Origin of the sequence: Profundibacter amoris, assembly GCF_003544895.1 — a bacterium.
Lineage (GTDB): Bacteria > Pseudomonadota > Alphaproteobacteria > Rhodobacterales > Rhodobacteraceae > Profundibacter > Profundibacter amoris.
On sequence record NZ_CP032125.1, the window covers coordinates 2,473,625 to 2,493,050 of the forward strand.

At 62.1% G+C, this 19,426-nt stretch carries 31 protein-coding genes and 1 pseudogene; 11 read left to right on the forward strand and 21 right to left on the reverse strand.

What is annotated here, in order from left to right; genetic code table 11:
* Window positions 1-55: 55 nt before the first annotated feature.
* Window positions 56-349, forward strand: a complete 294-nt coding sequence (locus BAR1_RS12245) for a type II toxin-antitoxin system TacA family antitoxin (protein WP_118943279.1) — start codon at window positions 56-58, stop codon at window positions 347-349.
* A complete protein-coding gene (locus BAR1_RS12250) occupies window positions 346-861 on the forward strand; it encodes a GNAT family N-acetyltransferase (protein ID WP_118943280.1) in 516 nt (171 codons plus the stop codon). The genes BAR1_RS12245 and BAR1_RS12250 overlap by 4 nt, the downstream gene beginning before the upstream one ends.
* 11 nt (window positions 862-872) lie before the next feature.
* On the opposite strand, the gene BAR1_RS12255 is transcribed toward BAR1_RS12250, so the two are convergent.
* From BAR1_RS12255 to BAR1_RS12325, 15 genes are all read right to left on the reverse strand, one after another.
* Complete coding sequence (locus BAR1_RS12255; RefSeq protein ID WP_118943281.1) at window positions 873-1,499, reverse strand: DUF2460 domain-containing protein; 627 nt, start codon at window positions 1,497-1,499, stop codon at window positions 873-875.
* On the reverse strand, window positions 1,500-3,632 hold the full coding sequence (locus tag BAR1_RS12260) for a phage tail tape measure C-terminal domain-containing protein (RefSeq protein WP_118943282.1): 2,133 nt from the start codon (window positions 3,630-3,632) through the stop codon (window positions 1,500-1,502). It lies immediately after the preceding gene.
* A 1-nt stretch (window position 3,633) separates the two neighbouring features.
* Complete coding sequence (locus BAR1_RS18430) at window positions 3,634-3,888, reverse strand: DUF7697 family protein (protein WP_456107146.1); 255 nt, start codon at window positions 3,886-3,888, stop codon at window positions 3,634-3,636.
* Entirely contained in the window at window positions 3,855-4,292 is a 438-nt protein-coding gene (locus tag BAR1_RS12270) for a hypothetical protein (RefSeq protein ID WP_118943284.1), read from the reverse strand. Before BAR1_RS12270 ends, BAR1_RS18430 begins: the two co-directional genes overlap by 34 nt.
* An 8-nt stretch (window positions 4,293-4,300) precedes the next feature.
* Window positions 4,301-5,239: a phage tail tube protein gene (locus BAR1_RS12275; protein ID WP_118943285.1), complete on the reverse strand. Its 939-nt coding sequence runs from the start codon at window positions 5,237-5,239 to the stop codon at window positions 4,301-4,303.
* A gap of 55 nt (window positions 5,240-5,294) precedes the next feature.
* Window positions 5,295-5,726 (reverse strand): acyl-CoA transferase, encoded by a 432-nt coding sequence (locus BAR1_RS12280; RefSeq protein WP_118943286.1) that lies wholly within the window; start codon window positions 5,724-5,726, stop codon window positions 5,295-5,297.
* A gap of 32 nt (window positions 5,727-5,758) precedes the next feature.
* Entirely contained in the window at window positions 5,759-6,103 is a 345-nt protein-coding gene (locus BAR1_RS12285) for a type II toxin-antitoxin system RelE/ParE family toxin (RefSeq protein WP_118943287.1), read from the reverse strand.
* Complete coding sequence (locus BAR1_RS12290; protein WP_118943288.1) at window positions 6,103-6,360, reverse strand: type II toxin-antitoxin system ParD family antitoxin; 258 nt, start codon at window positions 6,358-6,360, stop codon at window positions 6,103-6,105. The genes BAR1_RS12285 and BAR1_RS12290 overlap by 1 nt, the downstream gene beginning before the upstream one ends.
* Window positions 6,361-6,439: 79 nt before the next feature.
* Window positions 6,440-7,069 carry a DUF6441 family protein gene (locus BAR1_RS12295; RefSeq protein ID WP_118943289.1) on the reverse strand — a complete coding sequence of 210 codons (630 nt, stop codon included), beginning with the start codon at window positions 7,067-7,069 and terminating at the stop codon, window positions 6,440-6,442.
* The gene (locus BAR1_RS12300) at window positions 7,066-7,377 is read right to left on the reverse strand and encodes a head-tail joining protein (protein ID WP_118943290.1); all 312 of its coding nucleotides are present in this window, start codon (window positions 7,375-7,377) and stop codon (window positions 7,066-7,068) included. The genes BAR1_RS12295 and BAR1_RS12300 overlap by 4 nt, the downstream gene beginning before the upstream one ends.
* Complete coding sequence (locus tag BAR1_RS12305) at window positions 7,377-8,390, reverse strand: major capsid protein (protein ID WP_118943291.1); 1,014 nt, start codon at window positions 8,388-8,390, stop codon at window positions 7,377-7,379. Before BAR1_RS12305 ends, BAR1_RS12300 begins: the two co-directional genes overlap by 1 nt.
* A 15-nt stretch (window positions 8,391-8,405) precedes the next feature.
* Complete coding sequence (locus tag BAR1_RS12310; protein ID WP_118943292.1) at window positions 8,406-8,783, reverse strand: head decoration protein; 378 nt, start codon at window positions 8,781-8,783, stop codon at window positions 8,406-8,408.
* 6 nt (window positions 8,784-8,789) lie between these two features.
* Window positions 8,790-9,734 (reverse strand): head maturation protease, ClpP-related, encoded by a 945-nt coding sequence (locus tag BAR1_RS12315; protein WP_118943293.1) that lies wholly within the window; start codon window positions 9,732-9,734, stop codon window positions 8,790-8,792.
* A 13-nt stretch (window positions 9,735-9,747) separates the two neighbouring features.
* Window positions 9,748-11,220 carry a phage portal protein gene (locus BAR1_RS12320; RefSeq protein ID WP_228408552.1) on the reverse strand — a complete coding sequence of 491 codons (1,473 nt, stop codon included), beginning with the start codon at window positions 11,218-11,220 and terminating at the stop codon, window positions 9,748-9,750.
* The gene (locus tag BAR1_RS12325; protein WP_118943294.1) at window positions 11,220-11,435 is read right to left on the reverse strand and encodes a phage head-tail joining protein; all 216 of its coding nucleotides are present in this window, start codon (window positions 11,433-11,435) and stop codon (window positions 11,220-11,222) included. The genes BAR1_RS12320 and BAR1_RS12325 overlap by 1 nt, the downstream gene beginning before the upstream one ends.
* A 119-nt stretch (window positions 11,436-11,554) precedes the next feature.
* Here BAR1_RS12325 and BAR1_RS12330 point away from each other — a divergent pair, with 119 nt between their 5' ends.
* Complete coding sequence (locus BAR1_RS12330) at window positions 11,555-11,869, forward strand: type II toxin-antitoxin system RelE/ParE family toxin (RefSeq protein WP_228408553.1); 315 nt, start codon at window positions 11,555-11,557, stop codon at window positions 11,867-11,869.
* Window positions 11,869-12,159: a helix-turn-helix domain-containing protein gene (locus tag BAR1_RS12335; RefSeq protein ID WP_118943295.1), complete on the forward strand. Its 291-nt coding sequence runs from the start codon at window positions 11,869-11,871 to the stop codon at window positions 12,157-12,159. The genes BAR1_RS12330 and BAR1_RS12335 overlap by 1 nt, the downstream gene beginning before the upstream one ends.
* A 4-nt stretch (window positions 12,160-12,163) precedes the next feature.
* Here the strand turns inward: BAR1_RS12335 and BAR1_RS12340 are convergent, their stop codons facing one another.
* Window positions 12,164-14,110 carry a phage terminase large subunit family protein gene (locus tag BAR1_RS12340; RefSeq protein ID WP_118943296.1) on the reverse strand — a complete coding sequence of 649 codons (1,947 nt, stop codon included), beginning with the start codon at window positions 14,108-14,110 and terminating at the stop codon, window positions 12,164-12,166.
* Window positions 14,013-14,582, reverse strand: coding sequence for a terminase small subunit, Nu1 (locus BAR1_RS12345; protein WP_118943297.1), 570 nt, complete (start codon window positions 14,580-14,582; stop codon window positions 14,013-14,015). The genes BAR1_RS12340 and BAR1_RS12345 overlap by 98 nt, the downstream gene beginning before the upstream one ends.
* Before the next feature lie 102 nt (window positions 14,583-14,684).
* On the opposite strand from BAR1_RS12345, the gene BAR1_RS12350 reads away from it, so the two are divergent.
* The 7 genes from BAR1_RS12350 to BAR1_RS12380 all read left to right on the forward strand — a co-directional run bounded on the left by BAR1_RS12350 (window position 14,685) and on the right by BAR1_RS12380 (window position 16,818).
* Window positions 14,685-14,879, forward strand: coding sequence for a DUF6900 domain-containing protein (locus BAR1_RS12350; protein WP_118943298.1), 195 nt, complete (start codon window positions 14,685-14,687; stop codon window positions 14,877-14,879).
* A complete protein-coding gene (locus BAR1_RS12355; RefSeq protein ID WP_118943299.1) occupies window positions 14,876-15,103 on the forward strand; it encodes a hypothetical protein in 228 nt (75 codons plus the stop codon). The genes BAR1_RS12350 and BAR1_RS12355 overlap by 4 nt, the downstream gene beginning before the upstream one ends.
* Window positions 15,104-15,195: 92 nt before the next feature.
* Window positions 15,196-15,426: a hypothetical protein gene (locus BAR1_RS12360; RefSeq protein ID WP_118943300.1), complete on the forward strand. Its 231-nt coding sequence runs from the start codon at window positions 15,196-15,198 to the stop codon at window positions 15,424-15,426.
* Window positions 15,423-15,659, forward strand: a complete 237-nt coding sequence (locus tag BAR1_RS12365) for a hypothetical protein (RefSeq protein WP_118943301.1) — start codon at window positions 15,423-15,425, stop codon at window positions 15,657-15,659. Before BAR1_RS12360 ends, BAR1_RS12365 begins: the two co-directional genes overlap by 4 nt.
* Entirely contained in the window at window positions 15,656-16,162 is a 507-nt protein-coding gene (locus BAR1_RS12370; protein WP_118943302.1) for a DUF3489 domain-containing protein, read from the forward strand. Before BAR1_RS12365 ends, BAR1_RS12370 begins: the two co-directional genes overlap by 4 nt.
* A gap of 72 nt (window positions 16,163-16,234) precedes the next feature.
* Window positions 16,235-16,507, forward strand: a complete 273-nt coding sequence (locus BAR1_RS12375) for a type II toxin-antitoxin system Phd/YefM family antitoxin (RefSeq protein WP_118943303.1) — start codon at window positions 16,235-16,237, stop codon at window positions 16,505-16,507.
* Window positions 16,507-16,818 (forward strand): type II toxin-antitoxin system RelE/ParE family toxin, encoded by a 312-nt coding sequence (locus BAR1_RS12380; protein ID WP_118943304.1) that lies wholly within the window; start codon window positions 16,507-16,509, stop codon window positions 16,816-16,818. Before BAR1_RS12375 ends, BAR1_RS12380 begins: the two co-directional genes overlap by 1 nt.
* On the opposite strand, the gene BAR1_RS12385 is transcribed toward BAR1_RS12380, so the two are convergent.
* The 4 genes and pseudogenes from BAR1_RS12385 to BAR1_RS12395 all read right to left on the reverse strand — a co-directional run bounded on the left by BAR1_RS12385 (window position 16,754) and on the right by BAR1_RS12395 (window position 19,392).
* Window positions 16,754-17,020 (reverse strand): DUF7220 family protein, encoded by a 267-nt coding sequence (locus BAR1_RS12385; protein ID WP_118943305.1) that lies wholly within the window; start codon window positions 17,018-17,020, stop codon window positions 16,754-16,756. The two genes, BAR1_RS12380 and BAR1_RS12385, sit on opposite strands and share 65 nt — an antisense overlap.
* 104 nt (window positions 17,021-17,124) lie before the next feature.
* Complete coding sequence (locus BAR1_RS18225) at window positions 17,125-17,538, reverse strand: hypothetical protein (protein WP_228408880.1); 414 nt, start codon at window positions 17,536-17,538, stop codon at window positions 17,125-17,127.
* 22 nt (window positions 17,539-17,560) lie between these two features.
* Window positions 17,561-18,157: pseudogene (locus BAR1_RS18230) on the reverse strand (DNA cytosine methyltransferase); the annotation flags it as partial.
* Between the two features lie 5 nt (window positions 18,158-18,162).
* A complete protein-coding gene (locus tag BAR1_RS12395) occupies window positions 18,163-19,392 on the reverse strand; it encodes a DNA modification methylase (protein WP_118943307.1) in 1,230 nt (409 codons plus the stop codon).
* Window positions 19,393-19,426 lie beyond the last annotated feature (34 nt).

The window sequence follows — 19,426 nt, forward strand, 5'->3', positions numbered from 1 at the left end:
GATTTGTGTATCTATCGTCTTTACATTGCAAGCATCACCTATTCCGGAGAAACCAATGCCCGTATCCCACGCTGCCACCCCCGCCGCGCACAAATCGCTGATCAACCTGCGCGTCACCCGACGTGACCGGGATCTTATCGATCGCGCGGCGGACGCTTTGGGCAAGAACCGCACCGAATTCATGCTCGAGGCCACACGGCGCGCGGCAGAAGACGCCTTGCTTGACCGCAGCCTGTTCCGGCTGGACCCCGAGCGGTTTGATGCTTTCCAGGCCGCGCTTGATGCGCCCGCGAGCCCCTCGAAAACCTTGCGTAAACTTATGGCAACCAAGGCTCCGTGGGAGGAATGAGTGCGCCAAAATCTCCCCTGCGGGCACCGGAACTTCTCGACGACACTCATGAACTTGATGGGTTCGACTGCGGCGCGCCAAGCCTTGACCAGTGGCTGAAACGCCGTGCAAGGGGCAATCAGGCATCGGGGGCTTCGCGGATCTATGTTGTTTGTCGTAGTAACACCGTTGTCGGCTATTACGCTTTGGCTGCGGGTGCGGTCGAACGGGATGAGGCTCCGAGCAAGGTCCGGCGTAATATGCCGTCCCGCGTTCCCGTCATCATCCTCGGTCGTTTGGCCGTGGACAATCGTGAACAGGGCAACGGGATCGGTGCGGCGCTGCTGCGGGATGCGTTGCTGCGCGTTCTGAATGCATCGCAGGAAATCGGGGCGGCGGCGGTTCTGGTGCATGCGCTAAATGACCGAGCCAAGGCGTTCTATCTGGAGCACGGGTTTATCGAGAGTCCGATAGAGCCGCTGGTTCTGATGCTGCGCATCAAGGATATCGCTGCTGCACTTGGCGAGGGTTAAGGCGGGAGCCACTACCGCCTCACCTCGATCAGCGGAATGGATGTGATGGACCCGAGGCGCTCCAGGTCATGGGTGACGTCGAGCTGGTCGGTGTCGAAACGCACCGGCACATCGAATTCGAAACCGGCGGTTATGGCGGTTCCCGTGGCCGGAGCGGTGGTAAAGGTGATCTGACCCGTGGTGGTATCCACGGACCAACCCGAGGCTTGCGCGATCCCGTCCAGCGCCACCGAGACCGTACCGGCCACCGGTTTTGTGATCGTGCGGGTCCATGCTTGCGCGCCCGATGAATAGGCTTTCACCAATTGGAACATGGTGGTGGTGCCGTCTCCCGTGCCGATCGTCTGATCTGTTGCGGCAGGCGCACCCGACGGCAGGCAGGATTTATAATCACCCCAATCCTTCCAGCGAAACCCGTAGAGCTGCCCGTTGCGCGCCTCGAAGAACGCCACCACGGCAGCCAGATCGTCAGCGCGGCGGATGCCATAGGCGGCATCATATCGGCGGCGCGAGTTGGTCCAGCTGGCGTTGCGCTCCTCGTCGCCCGAGGCCAGCTCGACAATCTGGGTGCGCCGCTCGGGGCCGCCACGCGCACCACGGCTGATATTGTCGGGAAAGCGAACCTCGTGAAACGCCATCTACATGCCCCTCCGGCCCATGGCGACAGCACGGGCAATGTCGGCCGAGACCTGGGTGCGCGATTGCCGGAAGCTCTCGGCATCGCGGGTCTGGATGTTGATGGTGATGTTTTGGGAACTGGCAGTGTCGTATTGCGCGGCCTCGCGCCGGTTCAGCACCCGCTCGCCTTTTTGCAGAATGGCGGGTACCTCGTCTGGCCGCAGCCCTGCCCAGCCACCACCATGCATGCGGGGCGCGCTTGCAAAAGCCATGGCAGGAACCATGCGCTGTGGCGCGACCCCGCCAACCATACCGCCCGCGTGTAACACCGGCGCAAAGATGCCGCCAAGACTTCCAAGGGCACCCGACAGGGCATTGGCGAGCGGCCCCAGAATGAATTTGCGGGCCGATAGCTTGGCCATATCAGCCAGCAAAGAGGCCACCAGTGACCGGAAATCCAGCTTGCCGGTTTTGACAAATTCCCCAATGGCGTTTTCCGCGCTGGTGAAAGCGCTGACCAGCGCGTCACCAATCCCCTTGCCAACATTCGCCGCCTTGGCAGCGTAATCCTTGAGGGAACCTGCCGCCAATTCCCATGCGGTTTTGGCAACCTCGGCCGCAGCACGCGCGGCCCCACCCGCACCGGTGACCGCTCGGGACAGAACCTCGGCAGCGGTCGTCGTGCCCGCAAGGACGCTCTCGCCATCCTCGGCGCTCGATGTCATCGCATCGCGCAGGGCCTGCATGGAGGTGAGCGGTGCGGTTTCGGCTTGGGCCATTTCGCGGGAGGAGGTCACCAGCCCGTCGGCGGCATTCCTCGCTTCTTCGGCGGTGGCGGCCATCTCGTAATAGGCGGATCCAGCCATGATCGCGGCGTTTCCTAATGCCAGCATGGCGCTGTCCATGCCCGGGATATTGGCAATCCCGCGCGTCATGGCATGCAAAAAGTCCGTCCATGTCTTCTGGATGTTGGCCAGCATTGTCAGCCATCCGGCCTTGATCCGCGCCCAGACCGACGAGAGCGCCGCGCCGAGGGATTTGCCGCCGAGCTTGATGCGATCCCAGACCTCGATGGCGACATCCTTCAGCAACCGCATGGCCTCGCCAAAGCCGCCTGCGCCTTTGACCAGACGCCCGAACCAGTAGATCAGTTCTCCCGCACCAATGATCAACGCCCCGATGCCGGTGCGGATCAGGGCACCACGCAGGGCGACCAGCGAAATCGACACGCCGTTGATCCCCAATGCCGCGCTGGCCAGTGCAATCACCAACTTGCCACCCAGCACGGCGGCGAAGGTGGCGGCAATGGTGGCGATCTCGCCGATATGGTTGAACAGGCCCTTGATGGCGCGCCCGAGCGGGCCGGTGACCTTACCGATCGCCGCCATGGCATTGGCCATTGCCTCAAGCGCTGGTGCCGCCGCCACCGCCAGCTGGTTGGCAATCCCGCGCCACAGCAATCCCATGCGCGAGAGGGCATCATTGGTGCGCTGGATTTGTGCAGCATCGCTTTCAGATACCGCGACGCCAAAATCCTGCACATCCTGTGTTGCCTGACGCAAGGTGGCGCTGTCGATACGGGTAAAGATCAGACCGGCACGCGAGCCAAATATCTGTGAGGCTACAGCCGCTTGTTGGGCCGTGGGGATGAACTTTGCAATTGCATCCTGAATGGCAGTCATTTTTTCATTGATCGGCAGCTTGGCGAGATCGGCGGCGGAAAGGTGCAACGCATCCAATGCTTTCACCGCCGGACCGGTCCCCTGCGCCGCCTGGCTCAGGCTCTTGGTCATCATGATCGTGGCTTGTTCAACCTCGCCCTGCGAGACTCCGGCCAGATCGGCCGCGCGCGCCAGCACCTGCATGCTCGCCGTCGTGGTGCGCAGGGATGCCGCCAGTTTGGCCTGCTCGTCGATGGTCTGCAGGCTGGAGCGCACCATGGCAATGCCGGCCGCCACCGCAGCCGCCGCCATGATACCGGCCGCAATCTTTGCGCGGCGGGCAAAGCGGGCGAGACGGGCATTGGCAATCTCCATCTCGCGCGAGGCCTTGCCGAAACCCTTTTTGCCAGCGTCACCTATGCCCTCGAATTCGGCCTTGACCTGCTTGCCACCCACGGCCGCGAGGCGGACGGATACCCTTTTCTCGGCCATCTTACTTATCCATCTGTTCGTTGATTTTACGCACCATCACCGCCTCGATTGCGGGGAGGATTTCGGCGGTAGCTATCGGACAGATGCCAAGAGCCGAGGCCAGCGCCAGTGCCGTGCCCATGTCCCAGCCAATCACGCCACCGCTCGGGGCAACGCGCAGCTGGCCACCAAGGCGGGCGACCAGATCCCAGACCTGCCAGCCTTCAAATGTCTGTGGTTGGTTCAGGGTTTGCGGGCAGTCTTCACAGGTGTCGATACAGGCTTGGCAATATCCGTCGCCCCCGCCGAAGACCCAGTCGGCAAGGGCGCAGAGGCGTTTTTTTCCGCGTCCAGCACCAGACCCTTGGCCACGTATTTGGTCTGGAAAGCTTCGAACAGCGGCCAGACATCCAGCAGGGCCGATATACCCTCAGGGGTAATTTGAATGACATTGCCGTCACCATCCCCCACCCCTTCCCAGTCAAGCGTGGCGTTGCGGGCCAGGGCCTTGGCGAAAACCAGCGCACTTTCCTCGTCGGTTGCATCCTCGTTCAGAGCCGCGACAGCGGGGTCATTGCGCGAGGCCACCATCATCGCCGTGGTCAGCGGGTGTAAATGCAGGCGAACGCCGTGGCCAAGATCAAGCCAGGCGGGTTCGCTATTCAAATCGAGATGGATCATGTTGTTCCTCAGTAGGTTGCGATGTCGTTGACAAGGGTGACGGTGCACATCTGCCCGGCGGTAGCGTCATAGGCGGCCTGCCAGTCAAAGCTGGCTTGCACACCCTGGGGGCCCTGGATTTCGATGCGCGGGCGCGGCAGATAGACAGCGTGGGCGGTGAAGGTCAGGGCTTCACCGGTGCCGAGATTATAGGCGAACTCCAACTCGGCGGGTGTGCCGTTCATCGCCTGGGTCATCAGCACCTGATCGGCAAAGCGCACATCCATCTTGCCGGTCAGCGCGGCAATCGAAGGGTCGGCCCCGTCGATACGCCCGTCCGAGCGGATGGTTTCGATCCGGTCAAGATTGTTGGCATACTGAATGTCGGCCGAGACGATATTACCGAGAGCTGTGCCGTTACGTTTGATCGAACCGTTGAAATGCCCGAACCGCTGCAGGGCCCAGCCGGTCGGCGTTCCGGCAGCGGTCGAGGTTGCAATCGCCTCGCCTTGCGCGATTAGCTTGGCGGTGGCGGTCAGCAGGCCAGAGCGTTGCATCTGCCAGGAAAGCTGGTCGAGCACACAGCCGGAATACATCGCATAACGCGGCACCTCGGGCATGGCGGTTTCGATCGAGATGCTCGGCAGGGTCCAGTTGCCCGACGTGAACACATGGGTATACGGACCCGTGCCGGTGGTGACCGGATCGCCAAATGCCGCCTTCAGCCAGAACCCGAAGGCTTCCGCATCGATCGGCACCACCACATCACCGTCTGCCGTTACCGCATCTTTGATCGGAGCCAGCGGATCACGGCCATACCCCAGAAGTTCCGATCCCAGCAGCGGTTGCTCTGCCCCCAGCGAAGTGCTGGCGAACGGCATCTGCATGTAACCGCCAACCGGCGAGGTGCCATAACTCGTCTCATACGCAGCCGCCATCAGCGACCGCGCGCCTTGTGCGCGTGCCATAGTGTAGTCCTTTGTTTTGTGGTGGGGGCATCCTACGAGGTTCAGCCCATGAGGGTCAGCCCAGCGGATCGGCCGTGGTGTACGCCAAAATAAGGGAAACGATCGCTGCCTTCAGCGCCTCCGCCCCTTCCACCGGTAGATCGACCGGCTGCGGCGCTTCCGCCTCGACCCAGTCGCAGAGGCCGCCGAGGGTTCGGTCGGCCGTGATGGTGATGGCCAGTTCTGCCAACAACACATCAAACGCGGCGTCGCGGTCAGCCGGAGTCTTCCCCTGCACGATCACCTCGACCTCGGCACGATGCTCAAAGTGATATTGCACCGGCGACAGCGTCACCTCCGGCGTTCCCGGATCGCCGTCGCGCAGGATCAGCAGCCCGTCAGTCGGGATACGTTCGGGCAGGACCGCCCCACGCAGCACTGTTGCAGCGGGCACGGTTTGCAGTGCCGCAAGCAAAGCCTGCAGGATGGTTTCACGGGGTGTGGGCATGTTTTTGCTTGCCGGCCAAATGCCGGCTTACCTCAATGGTTCTGATCTGGCTGTTGTTTCTCAATGCTCGCCAGTTTGGCCGGCAAATCACTCCTGCTATGCAGAAAATCCACGATGATCACACTGGCCTCATCCTCGACAAACACGATAAAATGCTGCCCCGAACGGGTGAAGCGCAGATCCTCCTTCAGATCAGGGTCGATGATCGCCCGGCAACTTTGCGAAGCCACGCTGCCCGATGCAATTCCGGAACAACGCGCTATCAGGTCTTCCTCATAGGCCTGCGCCTGACGCGGGCCAAAAGTCTCGATCGTCCAGAGGGCAATATCCAGAAGGGACGCCTCGGCCTGACGGGTCAGCCGCCAGGGTTTGGGCATCAGGCCTTGTCCCGCGCGGTGGCAAAGACGCGCCGAATGGCATCCTCGCCGCTCCCCTCGGCCAGATCTCCAGCCCTGGCCTGCGCCAATCCGGCCGAGAGCTGGTTGCGCAGGGCATTGATTTCGCTTTCCTCACGCTCGAGAAGGCGCAAACCGGCGCGCAAGGCCTCGCTGGCATTCTGGTAACGGCCGGTCTCGACCAAACGGTCGACCAGGCTGGATTGTGCATCGGTCAGAACGACGTTTCGTGTGGCCATGGGATATCCTTTCGCGTCATTGGCAATATATGCTAATGCCGGGCGATTGTCCACAATGCAGGAACTTCCCGAGATTGGTTCACGCCTGATCCACCCATTTTTCCACAATCAACCCCGGCACGGACCCTGCCACCTTTTCCGCATCCCGCGCCAGATCGAGCTGTTTGCGCAGTTTTACCTGCGGTACCAGCAGGAATATCGGAGCCGTGACTTGTCCGCGGCCGGTTTTGGAACGCGACGCCACCGCCGTGCCGCGCGTGTTGATCCGCGCCTTTTCGGCCACCAGAAGGCTCGGCCCGTTGCGCCGGTAGATGAACCGCAACCGCATACCGCGGCGGCGTTCCCATTCGCCGGGTGTGAGCCGCGCGCCACCGCGACCCTTGCCAGCGGCCTCGGTCGGGATGGCGAGATAGAAGCCGCGTTTCGAGCGGATCAGCACGCCCTTGTCATGGGCGCGGATGATCTTCGGGGCTTTCGACCAGACGAAGGCGGCGGCATCGAGGCTTTCGCCCCGCTCTGGATAGGTCTTGTTGCGAATGCTGCGCGCCAGCCGTTGCCCGAGGCCAGCGCCGGTGATCTGCCCGCGCCAGTCGACCTTCAGATCACTGCCCGCCTGACGCATGGCGGCGGTGACCGCGCGCTCGCCCGCCAGCACCTCCGCCTGCATCTTCGCGGCGATGTCCGGATCGATGTCGAGTTTCAGCTTCATGCCGGATGCACATCGATGGTCCAGATCAGCCGTTCGGCGTCACGCACCGGCTCGCCCTGAATGAGAAACGCTTCGCCACCGATTTCCAGTCGGTCCCCGGGGCGAGGTGTGGCGACCTCGCTGACCCGCAGATCGAACCGCTGGGTTTCAGACCAGAGTTTCGCCTCGCCAAAGCCGGTAATATTGTCGGCGCGGCGTACCACTACACGGACGAGAACGGGATTGCCGCCCTCGGCCGTGTAGATGGCATCCGTGGCGATATTGTCGTCCGCGAACAATGCGTCCATGCCAATGGCAAAGGCGTTCATCAGGTGCGCCGCGCGCTGCGCAGAACCTGCGGGCGGGTGCAGATCGGCAGCGGGTTGCTTTCGATCTCGAGGCGCACCCATTCGTCGCGATCCCGATCCGGAATGGAACGGGCGTAGAGCGGCAGGCCGAGGGTGTTGACCGTCTCGAACGTGTCGGCCGGGGCGTAGTAAATTTCAAACAACCCCTCGACGCCCTCGGGATAGAAATACGCCTTGTCGACCGGCACCCCGAAGGCGGCATTGCCACGGTAGCGGCGGAAGTTGATGCCGCCAAAGCTGACCTCGTCGGACACCCGGCTACGCAGATCGGCGGCGGCGGCGGTGTTGAGATAGGTTTCCCGCACCTCCTTGTGCGCCACCAGATCGGCAAAGAAGGCCGAACCGCATTCTGCGCGCAGTTGCACCGCGCCGGTGGAAAGGCCCCCGAGGCTATCCTCGACACTTTCGATCAGCGCCTGACAGCGCTTGCGCAGCACGCCGGAGCCGGGATTGGTGGCGGCAAGATCGAAGTTGACCTCGGTGGCCGGGGTAATCGCGAACTCGGTGAAGTAATCGATGACAGTGGCCCCGTCCTTGGGGTCGAGCACCTTGCCCTGAATGCCGTTCAGCAGGTGGTATTCAAAGGTGGCCTCGGCGTCATTGCGCAGGCGACGCAGACGGCGGGCGACTTCGGCCTGAATCTGCTGGGTCTCGCTGTCAGTGCCAAAGGCGCGGATGCCCTGAATCTCGGAGGCCCAGAGCACGTCCTGCTTCTTGAACTGGCGGCAAACGAAGGCCCGCACGTCGCGACGCTCGGGCACCTGTTGATCATAAGCCGAGCCACGTTCGGAAAACGGGATCAGCGACAGGGTGCCGTCGCGGGATTCAATGACAACAGTGCGGCTTCGCACGCCGCGATCGGAGAAAAGGCCGGAGCCCGAGAGGGTCGCGGGCTTGAAGGGGATGTTTTCAAGCGCGCGGGTGAGCTCGATCACCGAAAAGGCATCGGTCTCGAAGATATCCATGGTGGCCATGAATGTGTTCCTTTCTTAGCGGGTGAGAATGCCGACAACGGCGAGCGCCGTATGGGCGGCGGTGATTTCCGGTGCTGTGGGCGTTCCGGCGAACACCAGATCATTGGCGTTGACGATGGCGGGGCCGCGCAGCAGCACCACGGCATCCACGTCGGCCGCGGTGGCGTCCGCCTTGCCCCAGAGCACGGCGACGGCGGTTTCCGTGCCATCGAGAGCAGCCGGATCATGGGCGGCGTATTTGCCAGATGCGGTGATTTTGCCGAGCACGGTGCCAGGTTCCAGAACGGGGTTCGCGCCGCCGGTGGCGATGGTGACGACCTCGCGGCAATAATCGCGCGCGGCCTCCCAAGTAATAAAACCGCCTGCGTGGCGGGTTTCGGTCAGAGTGGTCATGGGGTGTTATCCTTTGCGTTTGAAGGTGCAGGCGATCACGTCGCCCCAGGGTTTGGCCTGAGGCGCAGGCCCCGGTTGCGGGTGGGTGGAGGAGATGTCGGGATCATCGGCGGCGCGGGCGTCGATCAGGGCCTGGCGGATATCCTCGAGGGAGGCTTCGGAGTTGAGAAAGCCCGCCGCCATTTGCGGCTGACCAGCAAGGCGGCAGAGATCGACGACAGTTTTGGCATAGGTCATGGCCTCGGCGCGGATGACAGCGGGGTCAGGCTCGGGGTCGGTTTCGTCCCCGGAGGAAGTATCCGGTTCAAGCCTTGCTTCAGGCTCCGGTTTCACCGCGACGGGTTCATCCTTTGCCTTCACCGCCTCGACGATTTCCGGCGGCGTGTTCCGAAACCGGCTGACATCGAAACTGGCAGCCATTTTCACCGGCTCGGACATTGTGTCAGCAAAGCCCATCTCCAGCGCCTCGGCGGCGTCGAGCCAGGTTTCCTTGGCCATCAGCTGCGCGATATCCTTTTCCGCCTTGCCGGATTTCGCCGCGTAACCCCGCAGCAGACTGCCACCGATCTTGTCGAGGGCTTCGGCCATGGCGCGCATATCGGCCGCCGTGCCCATCACCATGCCCGAAGGATCATGGATCATCAGAAAGGCGTTTTCCGGCATGATAATTTCATCCCCCGCCATGGCAATGTAGGAGGCAGCCGATGCCGCGATGCCGTCGATACTGACGGTGACATTGCCTGCATGGCGCTGCAGGGCGTTGTAAATCGCCACTGCATCAAAAACCGAGCCGCCGGGGCTGTTGAGCCGTAATGTCAGCGGGGCCTTGTCCGGCAGCTTGCCGAGATCGGCCAAAAACGCTTTGGCCGAGACGCCATAGGCGCCGATTTCATCATAGATCGAGATTTCCGCACCCTCGTTCAGGGCGCAGATCGAATACCAGTTTTTCATGGTGGTTCCTTTGCTACTGTTGCTGTTCTTCGGGGTCAGCAGGTTTCACGGGCGTCGCCCGCGCGCCCTGGGTCTCGCCGGGGCTGGTGCTGTAATGAAGGCCCAAAGCCGCAGCGCGCTCGGCATCCGCCGCGTTCTCGCGGTCGATTTCCTCGATGTCATAGCCAGTTGCTTCCACGGCTTTGCGCCGCGACATCAACCCGGCTTCGATCCCGAGCAACTGCGCCTGAATGTCTTTCAGCGGATCGACCCAATCCCAGCGTGGCGGAATCCAGTGCACCGGTTTGGCCTTGGCCATGTCCGGCAGATCGAGCGAGCCCGACAGGGCAGCCGCCTCCAGCCAGCGCGTCCAGACCGGTCGGCAGAATTGATGCGCCATCACCCCGTGCTGCAACTGGCCGATCCGGCGGCGAAACTCGACTAACTCAGCCCTGAGGCTCGAGTAATTGGCCTGGCGCACATCGCCGGTGACCAAGTGATACGGCAGCCCCAAGGACGCCGAGATTGCCAGCAAGGTGCGATATTGAAACGCCTCATAACCACCGCCGACATCGGCGGGGCTGGAGAACTTGATGTCCTCACCGGGCAACAGCACCTGCAGGGTGCCGGGTTCCAGACTGGCGATACCAATGCCTTCGCCGGTATCCTCAACTTCGCCCATCAACGCCTCTTCCGGCGCATTCTTGGTGATGAATCCCGCAAACATCGCAGCGGTTTTCTTGCGGTCGAGCTCGGCATCATCGTATTGGTCGAGCAGAAACAGCCGCACCATGGCCGGAGCCACATGCGGCAACCCCCGGATCTGACCTGCATCGATGGGGCGGTAGATGTGCAGCACGTCTTCGGCGGGCACTCGTGTGGTGTCCGGGATCACCGAACTGCGATCGGTGCTGTCACCGGGATGGCGGCGGCGAAAATGATAGGCGACGCGGCGGCCAATCAGATCGAACTCGATACCACAGCGGATGGCATTACCATTGGCGGCGGTTTCGGTTTTCTCGAAGGGGAGCATTTCCGACTGCAAAAGCTGCAATTGCATCGGCACCAGCAAGCCGTCCTCGGCACGTCTCGGCCGGATGCGCACGAAGCATTCGCCGGCCACGAACATCTCGCGGGCAATCATTGCCTGCAGCCCGTAAAAATCCGTCAGCCCGTCGGCATCGGCTTGATCGGTCCAGGCCAGCCACAGGCGTTGGACCGTGTCCCGAAGCTCCGGATCTTCGATCAGGGACGAGGGCTTGATCCCGTCCCCGACCAGATTGGCCGCATAGGCCTCGCAGGCATTGGCGGCATAACCATTGGTCACCACCAACTCGCGCGAGCGCGCCAGCAATCGCGGCCCGCCCGAGGCCACCAGCGAGTTGATGTTTTCCAGCGGCGGCTGCCAGCCGCGCAGGCGACGACGCGACATTGCCCCTTCGAGGCGGGCGCGCACGCCGCTTGGGCCGCCGGCTTCCCGGCGACGAAGCATGTCAAACAGGCCCATTACAATCCCTTGCTTGTGGTCACGCGCACCTGCCGGATCACCCTGCGGCCCTCGAGCGCCGCGATTTCCCGATTGAGCACATCGATGGCCCGGTCGATTTCCGCAAGGCTGCGGTATTCCACCGTCTTGCCGTCATAGCTGACCCGGGCCACGCCACTGGCGCGCGAGGTCGCCAGTGCCTCGCGGCGGGTTTGCAGTTCTGCCAATGTGGTCATGTTGTTCCCTGATGTTAGTCATTGACATATAGGTCGCTGACACCTATCTAATGTCATGACCATTGTAACCGTTGTCGAAATGCCCGAATTCCAGCGCCGCGCCCGCGCAATCATGAGTGATGGCGAGCGTATGGAACTGGTCGATTTCGTTGCGCGAAATCCCCCTCTCGGCAGATTGCTTCGCAATCGCCTGCCGGGCAGTGATGAGTGGCGTTTCCATTGGCGGTGGTGTGCGCAAATTCCGTTTTGCGCGCGCGGGCAGCGGTAAAAGTGGCGGTTACCGGGTGATCCACGCCTTCAGCCCGGAAGACGGCACACCGGTCATATTGATCACGGTCTTCGCCAAGAACGAGAAGGCCAACCTGAGCAAGGCTGAAACCGAGGCCGTCAAAACCCTCGGCAAGGCCCTGACAGAAACCTACAGGAGCAAGTGATGAGCGACGCATTCAACAGCATCGAACAAGGCCTGAAAGAGGCTCTTGCCCACGCCAGGGGCAAAGGCCCGGCCACCATTCACGAGATCGACATTCCGGAACCCGATGTTCAGCTCATCCGTGCCAGCACCGGTCTTTCGCAGGCCGAGTTTGCGCGCAGTATCGGCGTGAAGAAGGGCACCCTCCTCAATTGGGAATACCGCCGTCGCCGCCCTGACGGACCGGCGCGGGTCCTGCTGGCCATGATCGCCAAGGACCCTGAAATCGTGCAACGCACCCTGAACGATTGAAACTCTACCTCATGTAATTCGAGCGCACGGAACGGCGCTGTCTTGCGGGGCGGCTTTGGCGCGGTGTGGTAACATTACCTTTGCCAACTTCTGCATCCGGAGCCGCCACTTGCCGTTCCAGCTCATCCCATTGCTTGTCCGACCAGCGATCCGCCCCGAGGATCCACGCCGCCGCGCGGGAATAAACCCGGCAATCCAGCGCCTCGTTGCGTTCACGCAGCTTCTGCCATTCCAGCCGGACGAAACCGCGCTTGTTTCTGACGGTCACCAGCTGCTCGGCGACCAGCTGCTTCAGCCATTCGCTGTCTATCCAGCCCGGCAGGTGCAGGGTTCCGGGCGGATAATCCGTTCCGCCCGCAAGTTCCTCTGGCGTTGGCCGTTCCAGCCGCAAGAACCGGTAGGTTTCGGATTTGAACGTCGAGACCGCCACGGTCCAGAGCCGCGCGCCACGGCGCAGGCGTTTGCCGGCGATGGTCGCATCCACGAAGGTCGGCCCCGAGACAGGGCTGGCACGGTTGAAACCCTCCACGCCCTTGACCGGGGCCACCTGACCAAAGCCGACCTTGCGCGCCCAGCCATACACGGCCGGGGTTTCATAGCCGGTGTCGATGGCAAGCCGCGCGATGGTCATCTGGCTGCCGTTGCCGTGTTGCCATGTCCGGCCCAGCAATTCCGTCAGCCCATTCCAGCAAGCCTCTGACCCCGGCCCACCCTCGATGACGATGTGGTCGATCAACCAGCTTTCCAGCCCGCGCCCCCAGGCCCAGACATCCACCTCAATCCGGTCCTTTTGCACATCCGCGCCCGCAGTCATAAACAGGGCATTTGCGGGCACCGTGCCGGATTTCCACTCTTCCTTGCGATCGAGCAGCCGTTGCCAATCCGGCGCTTCGCCGCTTTCCACCCAGGTTTCCCCGAGCGAAGTGTTGATGAATGTTTTCATCGTGTCGTCACCCCCGGCGCGGGCCGAGAGGAACGCTTTTGCCATTGCCTCCAGCCGGACCCATGGCGAATAGATTTCGTTGAGGTGGAAACCGGCAATACCGTCAAAAGGCGCGCGCGCCTGCCAATGCCCTTTCCCGATTGCTGTCCAGCGAGCCTCATCCGCCCATGCTGCGTTACAGTGGATGCAGTGATACTTTGCGGTGTCCGGTCTATGTGCCCCGCCCGCAGTCTTGTCCCATTTGACCTGCCCCCAGACCAGCACCTGCGGCTCACCACATTCGGGACACGGCACATGGTATTGCCGCTGGTCACTTTCCTCATACGCCGCCTCGATCCGGCTTGCGCCCCTGTTGGTGGGCGTCGAGACCAGCACGATCTTGCGGTTCCAGAACGTCACGGTCCGCTTCTTGGCCAAGTTCACCGGATCCCCCTCGGCCCCGGCGCTGAACGGATAGCGATCGACCTCGTCGCACATCAACAGCCGGATCGGGCGGCTGGCCAGCCCCGAGGGCGCATTGGCCCCGACGATGGTCAGGTGCCCGCCCGGAAAGCGCTTGTGCAGGATCTTGTTGTTACCATCGCGGGATTTTGGATCGGCGATCTTGCCGGTCAGGCACGGGGTATCGCGCGCCATTGGTGAAAACCGGTCCTTCGACCAGGTCTCGGCATCCCGCTCGGTCGGCATCACCACCATGATCGGGGCCGGATCCTGATCAATATGGTAGGCGACGGAATTGTTCAGCATCTCGGTCTTGCCCACCTGTGAGCTGGACATGATCACAACGCTCTCCACACCCGCATCGGAAATCGCCTCCATGATCCCGCGCTGGTATTCCGCGCGACTGGTGCGCCACTGGCCCGGCTCGGCGCTGGCCTCCGAACTCAGCCGCCGGTTCTGATCCGCCCAGTCACTGATCGTCAGTTCCGGTGGCGGGCGCAGAACTTCCAGCGCCCGTTTCACCGTCCGGCTCAGGATCGATGAGCCCGATATCGTCAGGGGTGGCATTTCTTTCCGGCTGCACATCGCTGTTGGCTAAATCCTCAAGGGCCGCGCGCAGGGTTTTGCCGAGAAGGTTGCGGGTGTCGGCCAGACTGCCTGCGGCATAAACTTCCGGAGCCAGACGGTCCGGCACTGCCAGAACCCGCGTGCGCAACAGCGCCAGAACCTTGATCCAGGCGGCCTCGATATCCTCCACCGCAATCAAAGCGCCGCGTCGCTGCGCGGCCTCCATTTCCACCAGATCGGCGCGGGCCCGGATGTAACGCGCCCGCTCGGCGGCATAATCGGGTGCACCGGCCTGTGCGCTCACGGCCTGATCGCGCAAATACTGCACATAGCCGCGCACCGAACCGACCAGGTCATATTGTCCGCGCGTTGCCTTGGGAATGATGCCTTCGCGGCTCAGTTGCTGCACCCGCCGCTCGGACAGGTCCAGAAGTTTTGCGATCACGGCCAAAGGCTGTGTGGCAGCGGCCATTTACAATCCCCACCTTCCGATCAACGCAATGATATTGCTGCTATTTTACTGGATAATCATCCGGAAAAGAGCGATTCTGATTACACCAAAAGGAGCCAGACCATGACAAGCAAAACCAACCAAACCGCCCCCGCCGACCTGATGGCCAGCATTGCCCGAAAGCACCTCTTCATCGAGACGCTGGAGGAGCGCAAAAGCGACAGCCTCGACTTTCACGAGGTTTCGGTCTGGGGTGTCAAAGCCGCGCTCGAAGCCGCCTGCGCCGCAGGGCTGGCCGCCGCACAGGAGGCAAAATGATGACCCCCAACGCCCGCAACAACGACAAAGCCCTTGCCGCCTTCATGACCCGCAAGGCCGAGATCGACACCATGCTTGCCCGCCTGCAGGCCCTGAGTGACGAGCATTTCGAGGCCAACCCCGACGAGATTCACTGGGGGCACGTTGGCGATCTGGCCGATATTTCAAAGAACCTGCGCGAGATTTGCGACCGCGCATTTCAGGAAGGCGAATACGCCGAATAATTCACGGCCCTTCCTGCCCGCCCCGCCACACGCGGGGCTTCAGGCGGTAGAAGGGTCGCGATGGTCGCGGCTTTGAGCCACGGAGACCGCCAATGTTTTACCAGAAACTCCTTCATGAACTTGCGCCCGACCTGAACCCCGCCGGTGTCGAGGCCTCCATGCGCCTGCAATACGGCACCCTCAATCATCTGCCCCGCGAGGTTTTCGCCGAGGAAGCCAGGCTGGCCGCCGATTGCGAGCGCCAATCGCCCGGATTTCTGCGCCGCACCGCCGAAAGCTTCGGCATGGGCGACGAATTCACCGTATGGGAGGCCAAGGCATGAGCAAGCCGACCAAGACAATCATTCTTTCCGACCGCAGCAACCGTCACCTGCGCCGCTGGGCCAAGGGTCGCATAGCCAAAACGGCCACACCGCTGCCGGGCGGGTTCTGGCAGGTTCCCGTCGATGACGAGATCATCGCCCGCATCAACGAATTGCGCAATGAGGGCGAGACCGACGATCAGGTGATCTGGCGCATGATGCGCGAAAGCTTTTCCGAAGGGATTGAAAAATGAGCAAGCTCACAGATACCCAGACCGTCATTCTTTCGCGTGCCTCCCGTCAGGGCGACCGCATTGCCCTGCCGCTGCCCGACCGCCTGCGCGGCGGGGCCGCCAACAAAGTGATCGTGCCCTTGATCCAGAAGGGTTTTCTGGACGAGGTCGAGGCCGACATCCGCAACGGCGAACCCACGTGGCGCAAGACCGGCGACGGCCACGGCACCACGCTGGTCATAACCGGCGCGGGGCTTGAGGCCATCGGGGTGGAAACGGAAACGCCGCAGCCCAAGCCGGAACGGGCCAAGCCGAAACCCCGCACGGGCACCAAGCAGGCGCTGTTGATCGGGATGCTCGAAGCCCCCGACGGGGCAACGATTGCCGAGATCGCCAAGGCTGTAAATTGGCAACCGCACTCGATTCGAGGTGTCATGTCGGGCGCGTTGAAAAAGCGGCTGGGGCTGACCATCACCTCGGAAAAGGTTGCCGATAGAGGTCGCGTTTACCGCATTGCCTCCTGATCCCGTACTGGACTTCACCCTGATTGCGCACTATATTAGCATCTAATTAGATGCGCAGTCAGGAGCCACCCCATGGACATCACCAAGGACATTCGCCCCCTTACCGAGTTCAAACGCGAGACCTCGCGCTTTGTCGCCCGCCTCAAGGAAACCGGCCGCCCGTCGGTGCTGACGGTGAACGGCAAGCCCTCGGTCGTGGTCATGGATGCCGCCGCGTGGCAGGACATGCAGGACCAGATCGACTATGCCCAGACCGTTGCGGGCATCCGTAAGGGGCTGGATCAGGCGCGCGCGGGCGAAGGCGTAGAGGCCTCGGCATTCTTTGACGATCTTTCTGCCAGCTGATGGCCAAGCAATATCGCGTCATTGTCACGCCCAAGGCGGCCGATGATCTCCGGCTGGAACATGCGTGGTTGCAGGAGCGCAATCCCCGTGCCGCCGAAGACTGGCTGACCGGCATGCGCAAACTGATCCTCGGCCTTGCATCCATGCCTCAAGCCCATGCCGTTGCACCGGAATCCGCCGAATTCGATGTCGAAATCCGCCGCGCATTATACGGGCGCGCCACCCGCTGGCGGGTATATTTCACGATCATGGACGAGACCGTTCAGGTTCTGCATGTGCGTCATGGTCGGCGGAGCGACTGGCAACCCTGATTGTCTCGAAAACCCGCCGCAGCGCAAAACTGCGAATGATTGACACGATCGAAAACACCGCACCCATTTTCAAATTCTGCGCCAGCGTCGTCTGCAAACCAAACAGCGGAAACACCAGCATCTGTGTGGCCACGGCCACCCCGTAGCCAACAACGACATTGGCGATGGCCTCAAGGAGCGACATGGCGCGCGATTGTTTCATTGTGCCGCCTCATCAGCCATCATCTTTGAACCGAGCCGCAAGAATTCTGAACGCATGTGCTGCAACCAAGGGGACCACGCCGTTGCCGCAAAGTCGAAGCCGGTTCACCCTGTGGGCCAGCCCATCAGCGCCTCGACAAAGGCCGGGTTCAAGCTGCGGCGCTGATCGCAGGTAGTCTCGCCAGCCTGCGAGATCGTCCGGGCCTGGCGGGAATACACGGCAAAATTCGCCAGTTGATCCATGTGATTGCGCGCTGGTGGTTGCTGTTTCACATGCTCCGGGCTGTTCGTTCCTTTCCAGTCCCGCGCCAGCGGGGTCGGCCACATCCCCGCCACATGGGTCAGGTCGGCAGTGCGGCGATTGCCGCCGCTCGGCTTGCAGCCGTCGCTCGCCATCGGCGTTGGCCAGTCCCGCGCCATGCGGTCCAGCCCCTTTTCGTTTTTGCGTGCTCCGCCCCGTGTCCGGAAACTGTCGGTCTGGGGTGTGGGCCACATCGCCGCTTTGGTCGCGAGATTCATCCCGTGTTTTCCGGCCAGTTGCGATGGCGTCGGTTTCGTCTGCCGGTTCTCGTTGGCGCTGGCCCTCGGTGTCGGCCAGTTGGTTTCGCCTGGCAAGGATGAACAGCCGCTGGCGCTTGTGCGGCGCGCCAACTTCTGCCGCCGTAAAGAGTCCTTCCGTAACCCGGTAGCCCAAGTTTTCCAACTCGCATCGGACCTCGCGATATCCGAGGTTGAGATGATTGGCGACGTTTTCCAGAAACACCCATTCGGGTTGGCATTCACCGATGATCCGCGCGAAGTGTGGCCATAGATGGCGGGGATCGTTGACCCCCTTGCGTTTGCCCGCGACGGAAAAAGGCTGACACGGATATCCGCCGCTGATAAAATCCACCGTTCCACGCCACGGTCGGCCGTCGAAGGTTCCAACATCGTCCCAGACAGGTGCTTTATCCAGGGCCTTGTCTTCCATCCGCGCCACGAGGGTGGCCGCAGCGTAACTTTCCCGCTCAACGTAACAGACAGTGCGATACCCGGGGCATGCGATGGTGAGGCCGAGGTCGATCCCGCCAGCTCCGGCGCACAGCGAGAGGCCGAAGAAGGCGTCGCAGCTTCGGGAAGATAGAGCCAACTCATTCACGGGTCTCAGCGTTTCTTGTCCGCCAGCTCGGCGAAGGTCTGATCTGTGCCATCCAGCGTTGCGGCTTGACCTGTCAGCCGTTGCCAGCGCTCGACAATCACATCGACATATTTCGGGTCGAGCTCCAGCAAAGCCGCCTTGCGCCCCGTGTTTTCAGCCGCAATTAGGGTCGTGCCGCTGCCCCCGAACGGGTCAAACACCAGATCGCCCTTGCGGCTGGAATTTTGAATGGCGCGCTCCACAAGGCTGACCGGCTTCATGGTCGGGTGCAGATCATTTTTGGTCGGGCGGTTGATGTTCCACACGTCGCCCTGATCACGCGCGCCGCACCAGCGGCGTTTCACACCTTCGGGCCAGCCATAGAGGATAGGCTCATACTGGCGCTGATAGTCCGACCGACCCAGCGTGAAGCGGTTCTTGGCCCAGATCACAAAGGTCGACCAATGCCCGCCGGCCTTGGTGAAGGCGGCCTGCAACGTGTGCAATTCGCTCGAGGACATGCAGATGTAAACCGCTCCATTGGTATGGGTGTTGATCAGCAGGCAGGCATCATAAAGGAACTGGCCGAAAGCATCGCCAAGCGCATCGTTCTTGATCCGCCGCCCCTTGCCTGCCTGTTCAGCCCCCGCTCCACCGGCGTAATCGACGTTATAGGGCGGGTCGCAAAAACAGAGATTTGCCTTGGCATCCGCCAGCACCCGCTCGACATCGGTGGCCACCGTGGCATCGCCGCACAACAGGCGGTGGTTGCCCAGCACCCACAAATCCCCCGGTCGGCTGATCGGATCCTCGGGCGGTTCGGGAATGTCGTCTTCGCCCTCTCCGTCATTTTCCCCGTCCAGACCGGACAGCAGGCTGTTCAATTCCTCGTCGGTAAAACCGGTCAGTTCCAGATCGTAATCCGCGTCCAGCAGATCGCCCAATTCAAGGCTCAACAGATCTTCCATCCAATCGGCATTTTCCGCCGAGCGGTTGTCCATGATCCGGAACGCCTGCGCCTGCGTTTCGCTCAACCCCTTGGCGACATGCACCGGTGCGGATTTCAGGCCCAGCTGCTGCGCGGCCGCAAGCCGGGTGTGACCGGCCAGAATAACCATGTTCTCGTCAACCACGATCGGTTGCCGCCAGCCGAATTCGGCAATCGAGGCCGCGACCGTGGCAATGGCTTTCTCGTTCTGGCGCGGGTTGCGCGCATAGGGAATGATCTGCCCGAGAGGCAGTTCGATCACGTCCATGATTTTTCCTTGGGTTGGTGGGCCGAAACGAAAC

Coding starts and splice junctions, on each gene's coding strand:
- BAR1_RS12245 (WP_118943279.1), top strand. CDS start 56: ATGCCCGTATCCCACGCTGCCACCCCCGCCGCGCACAAATCGCTGATC.
- BAR1_RS12250 (WP_118943280.1), top strand. CDS start 346: ATGAGTGCGCCAAAATCTCCCCTGCGGGCACCGGAACTTCTCGACGAC.
- BAR1_RS12255 (WP_118943281.1), bottom strand. CDS start 1,499: ATGGCGTTTCACGAGGTTCGCTTTCCCGACAATATCAGCCGTGGTGCG.
- BAR1_RS12260 (WP_118943282.1), bottom strand. CDS start 3,632: ATGGCCGAGAAAAGGGTATCCGTCCGCCTCGCGGCCGTGGGTGGCAAG.
- BAR1_RS12270 (WP_118943284.1), bottom strand. CDS start 4,292: ATGATCCATCTCGATTTGAATAGCGAACCCGCCTGGCTTGATCTTGGC.
- BAR1_RS12275 (WP_118943285.1), bottom strand. CDS start 5,239: ATGGCACGCGCACAAGGCGCGCGGTCGCTGATGGCGGCTGCGTATGAG.
- BAR1_RS12280 (WP_118943286.1), bottom strand. CDS start 5,726: ATGCCCACACCCCGTGAAACCATCCTGCAGGCTTTGCTTGCGGCACTG.
- BAR1_RS12285 (WP_118943287.1), bottom strand. CDS start 6,103: ATGCCCAAACCCTGGCGGCTGACCCGTCAGGCCGAGGCGTCCCTTCTG.
- BAR1_RS12290 (WP_118943288.1), bottom strand. CDS start 6,360: ATGGCCACACGAAACGTCGTTCTGACCGATGCACAATCCAGCCTGGTC.
- BAR1_RS12295 (WP_118943289.1), bottom strand. CDS start 7,069: ATGAAGCTGAAACTCGACATCGATCCGGACATCGCCGCGAAGATGCAG.
- BAR1_RS12300 (WP_118943290.1), bottom strand. CDS start 7,377: ATGAACGCCTTTGCCATTGGCATGGACGCATTGTTCGCGGACGACAAT.
- BAR1_RS12305 (WP_118943291.1), bottom strand. CDS start 8,390: ATGGCCACCATGGATATCTTCGAGACCGATGCCTTTTCGGTGATCGAG.
- BAR1_RS12310 (WP_118943292.1), bottom strand. CDS start 8,783: ATGACCACTCTGACCGAAACCCGCCACGCAGGCGGTTTTATTACTTGG.
- BAR1_RS12315 (WP_118943293.1), bottom strand. CDS start 9,734: ATGAAAAACTGGTATTCGATCTGCGCCCTGAACGAGGGTGCGGAAATC.
- BAR1_RS12320 (WP_228408552.1), bottom strand. CDS start 11,220: ATGGGCCTGTTTGACATGCTTCGTCGCCGGGAAGCCGGCGGCCCAAGC.
- BAR1_RS12325 (WP_118943294.1), bottom strand. CDS start 11,435: ATGACCACATTGGCAGAACTGCAAACCCGCCGCGAGGCACTGGCGACC.
- BAR1_RS12330 (WP_228408553.1), top strand. CDS start 11,555: ATGGCGAGCGTATGGAACTGGTCGATTTCGTTGCGCGAAATCCCCCTC.
- BAR1_RS12335 (WP_118943295.1), top strand. CDS start 11,869: ATGAGCGACGCATTCAACAGCATCGAACAAGGCCTGAAAGAGGCTCTT.
- BAR1_RS12340 (WP_118943296.1), bottom strand. CDS start 14,110: ATGCCACCCCTGACGATATCGGGCTCATCGATCCTGAGCCGGACGGTG.
- BAR1_RS12345 (WP_118943297.1), bottom strand. CDS start 14,582: ATGGCCGCTGCCACACAGCCTTTGGCCGTGATCGCAAAACTTCTGGAC.
- BAR1_RS12350 (WP_118943298.1), top strand. CDS start 14,685: ATGACAAGCAAAACCAACCAAACCGCCCCCGCCGACCTGATGGCCAGC.
- BAR1_RS12355 (WP_118943299.1), top strand. CDS start 14,876: ATGATGACCCCCAACGCCCGCAACAACGACAAAGCCCTTGCCGCCTTC.
- BAR1_RS12360 (WP_118943300.1), top strand. CDS start 15,196: ATGTTTTACCAGAAACTCCTTCATGAACTTGCGCCCGACCTGAACCCC.
- BAR1_RS12365 (WP_118943301.1), top strand. CDS start 15,423: ATGAGCAAGCCGACCAAGACAATCATTCTTTCCGACCGCAGCAACCGT.
- BAR1_RS12370 (WP_118943302.1), top strand. CDS start 15,656: ATGAGCAAGCTCACAGATACCCAGACCGTCATTCTTTCGCGTGCCTCC.
- BAR1_RS12375 (WP_118943303.1), top strand. CDS start 16,235: ATGGACATCACCAAGGACATTCGCCCCCTTACCGAGTTCAAACGCGAG.
- BAR1_RS12380 (WP_118943304.1), top strand. CDS start 16,507: ATGGCCAAGCAATATCGCGTCATTGTCACGCCCAAGGCGGCCGATGAT.
- BAR1_RS12385 (WP_118943305.1), bottom strand. CDS start 17,020: ATGAAACAATCGCGCGCCATGTCGCTCCTTGAGGCCATCGCCAATGTC.
- BAR1_RS18225 (WP_228408880.1), bottom strand. CDS start 17,538: ATGAATCTCGCGACCAAAGCGGCGATGTGGCCCACACCCCAGACCGAC.
- BAR1_RS12395 (WP_118943307.1), bottom strand. CDS start 19,392: ATGGACGTGATCGAACTGCCTCTCGGGCAGATCATTCCCTATGCGCGC.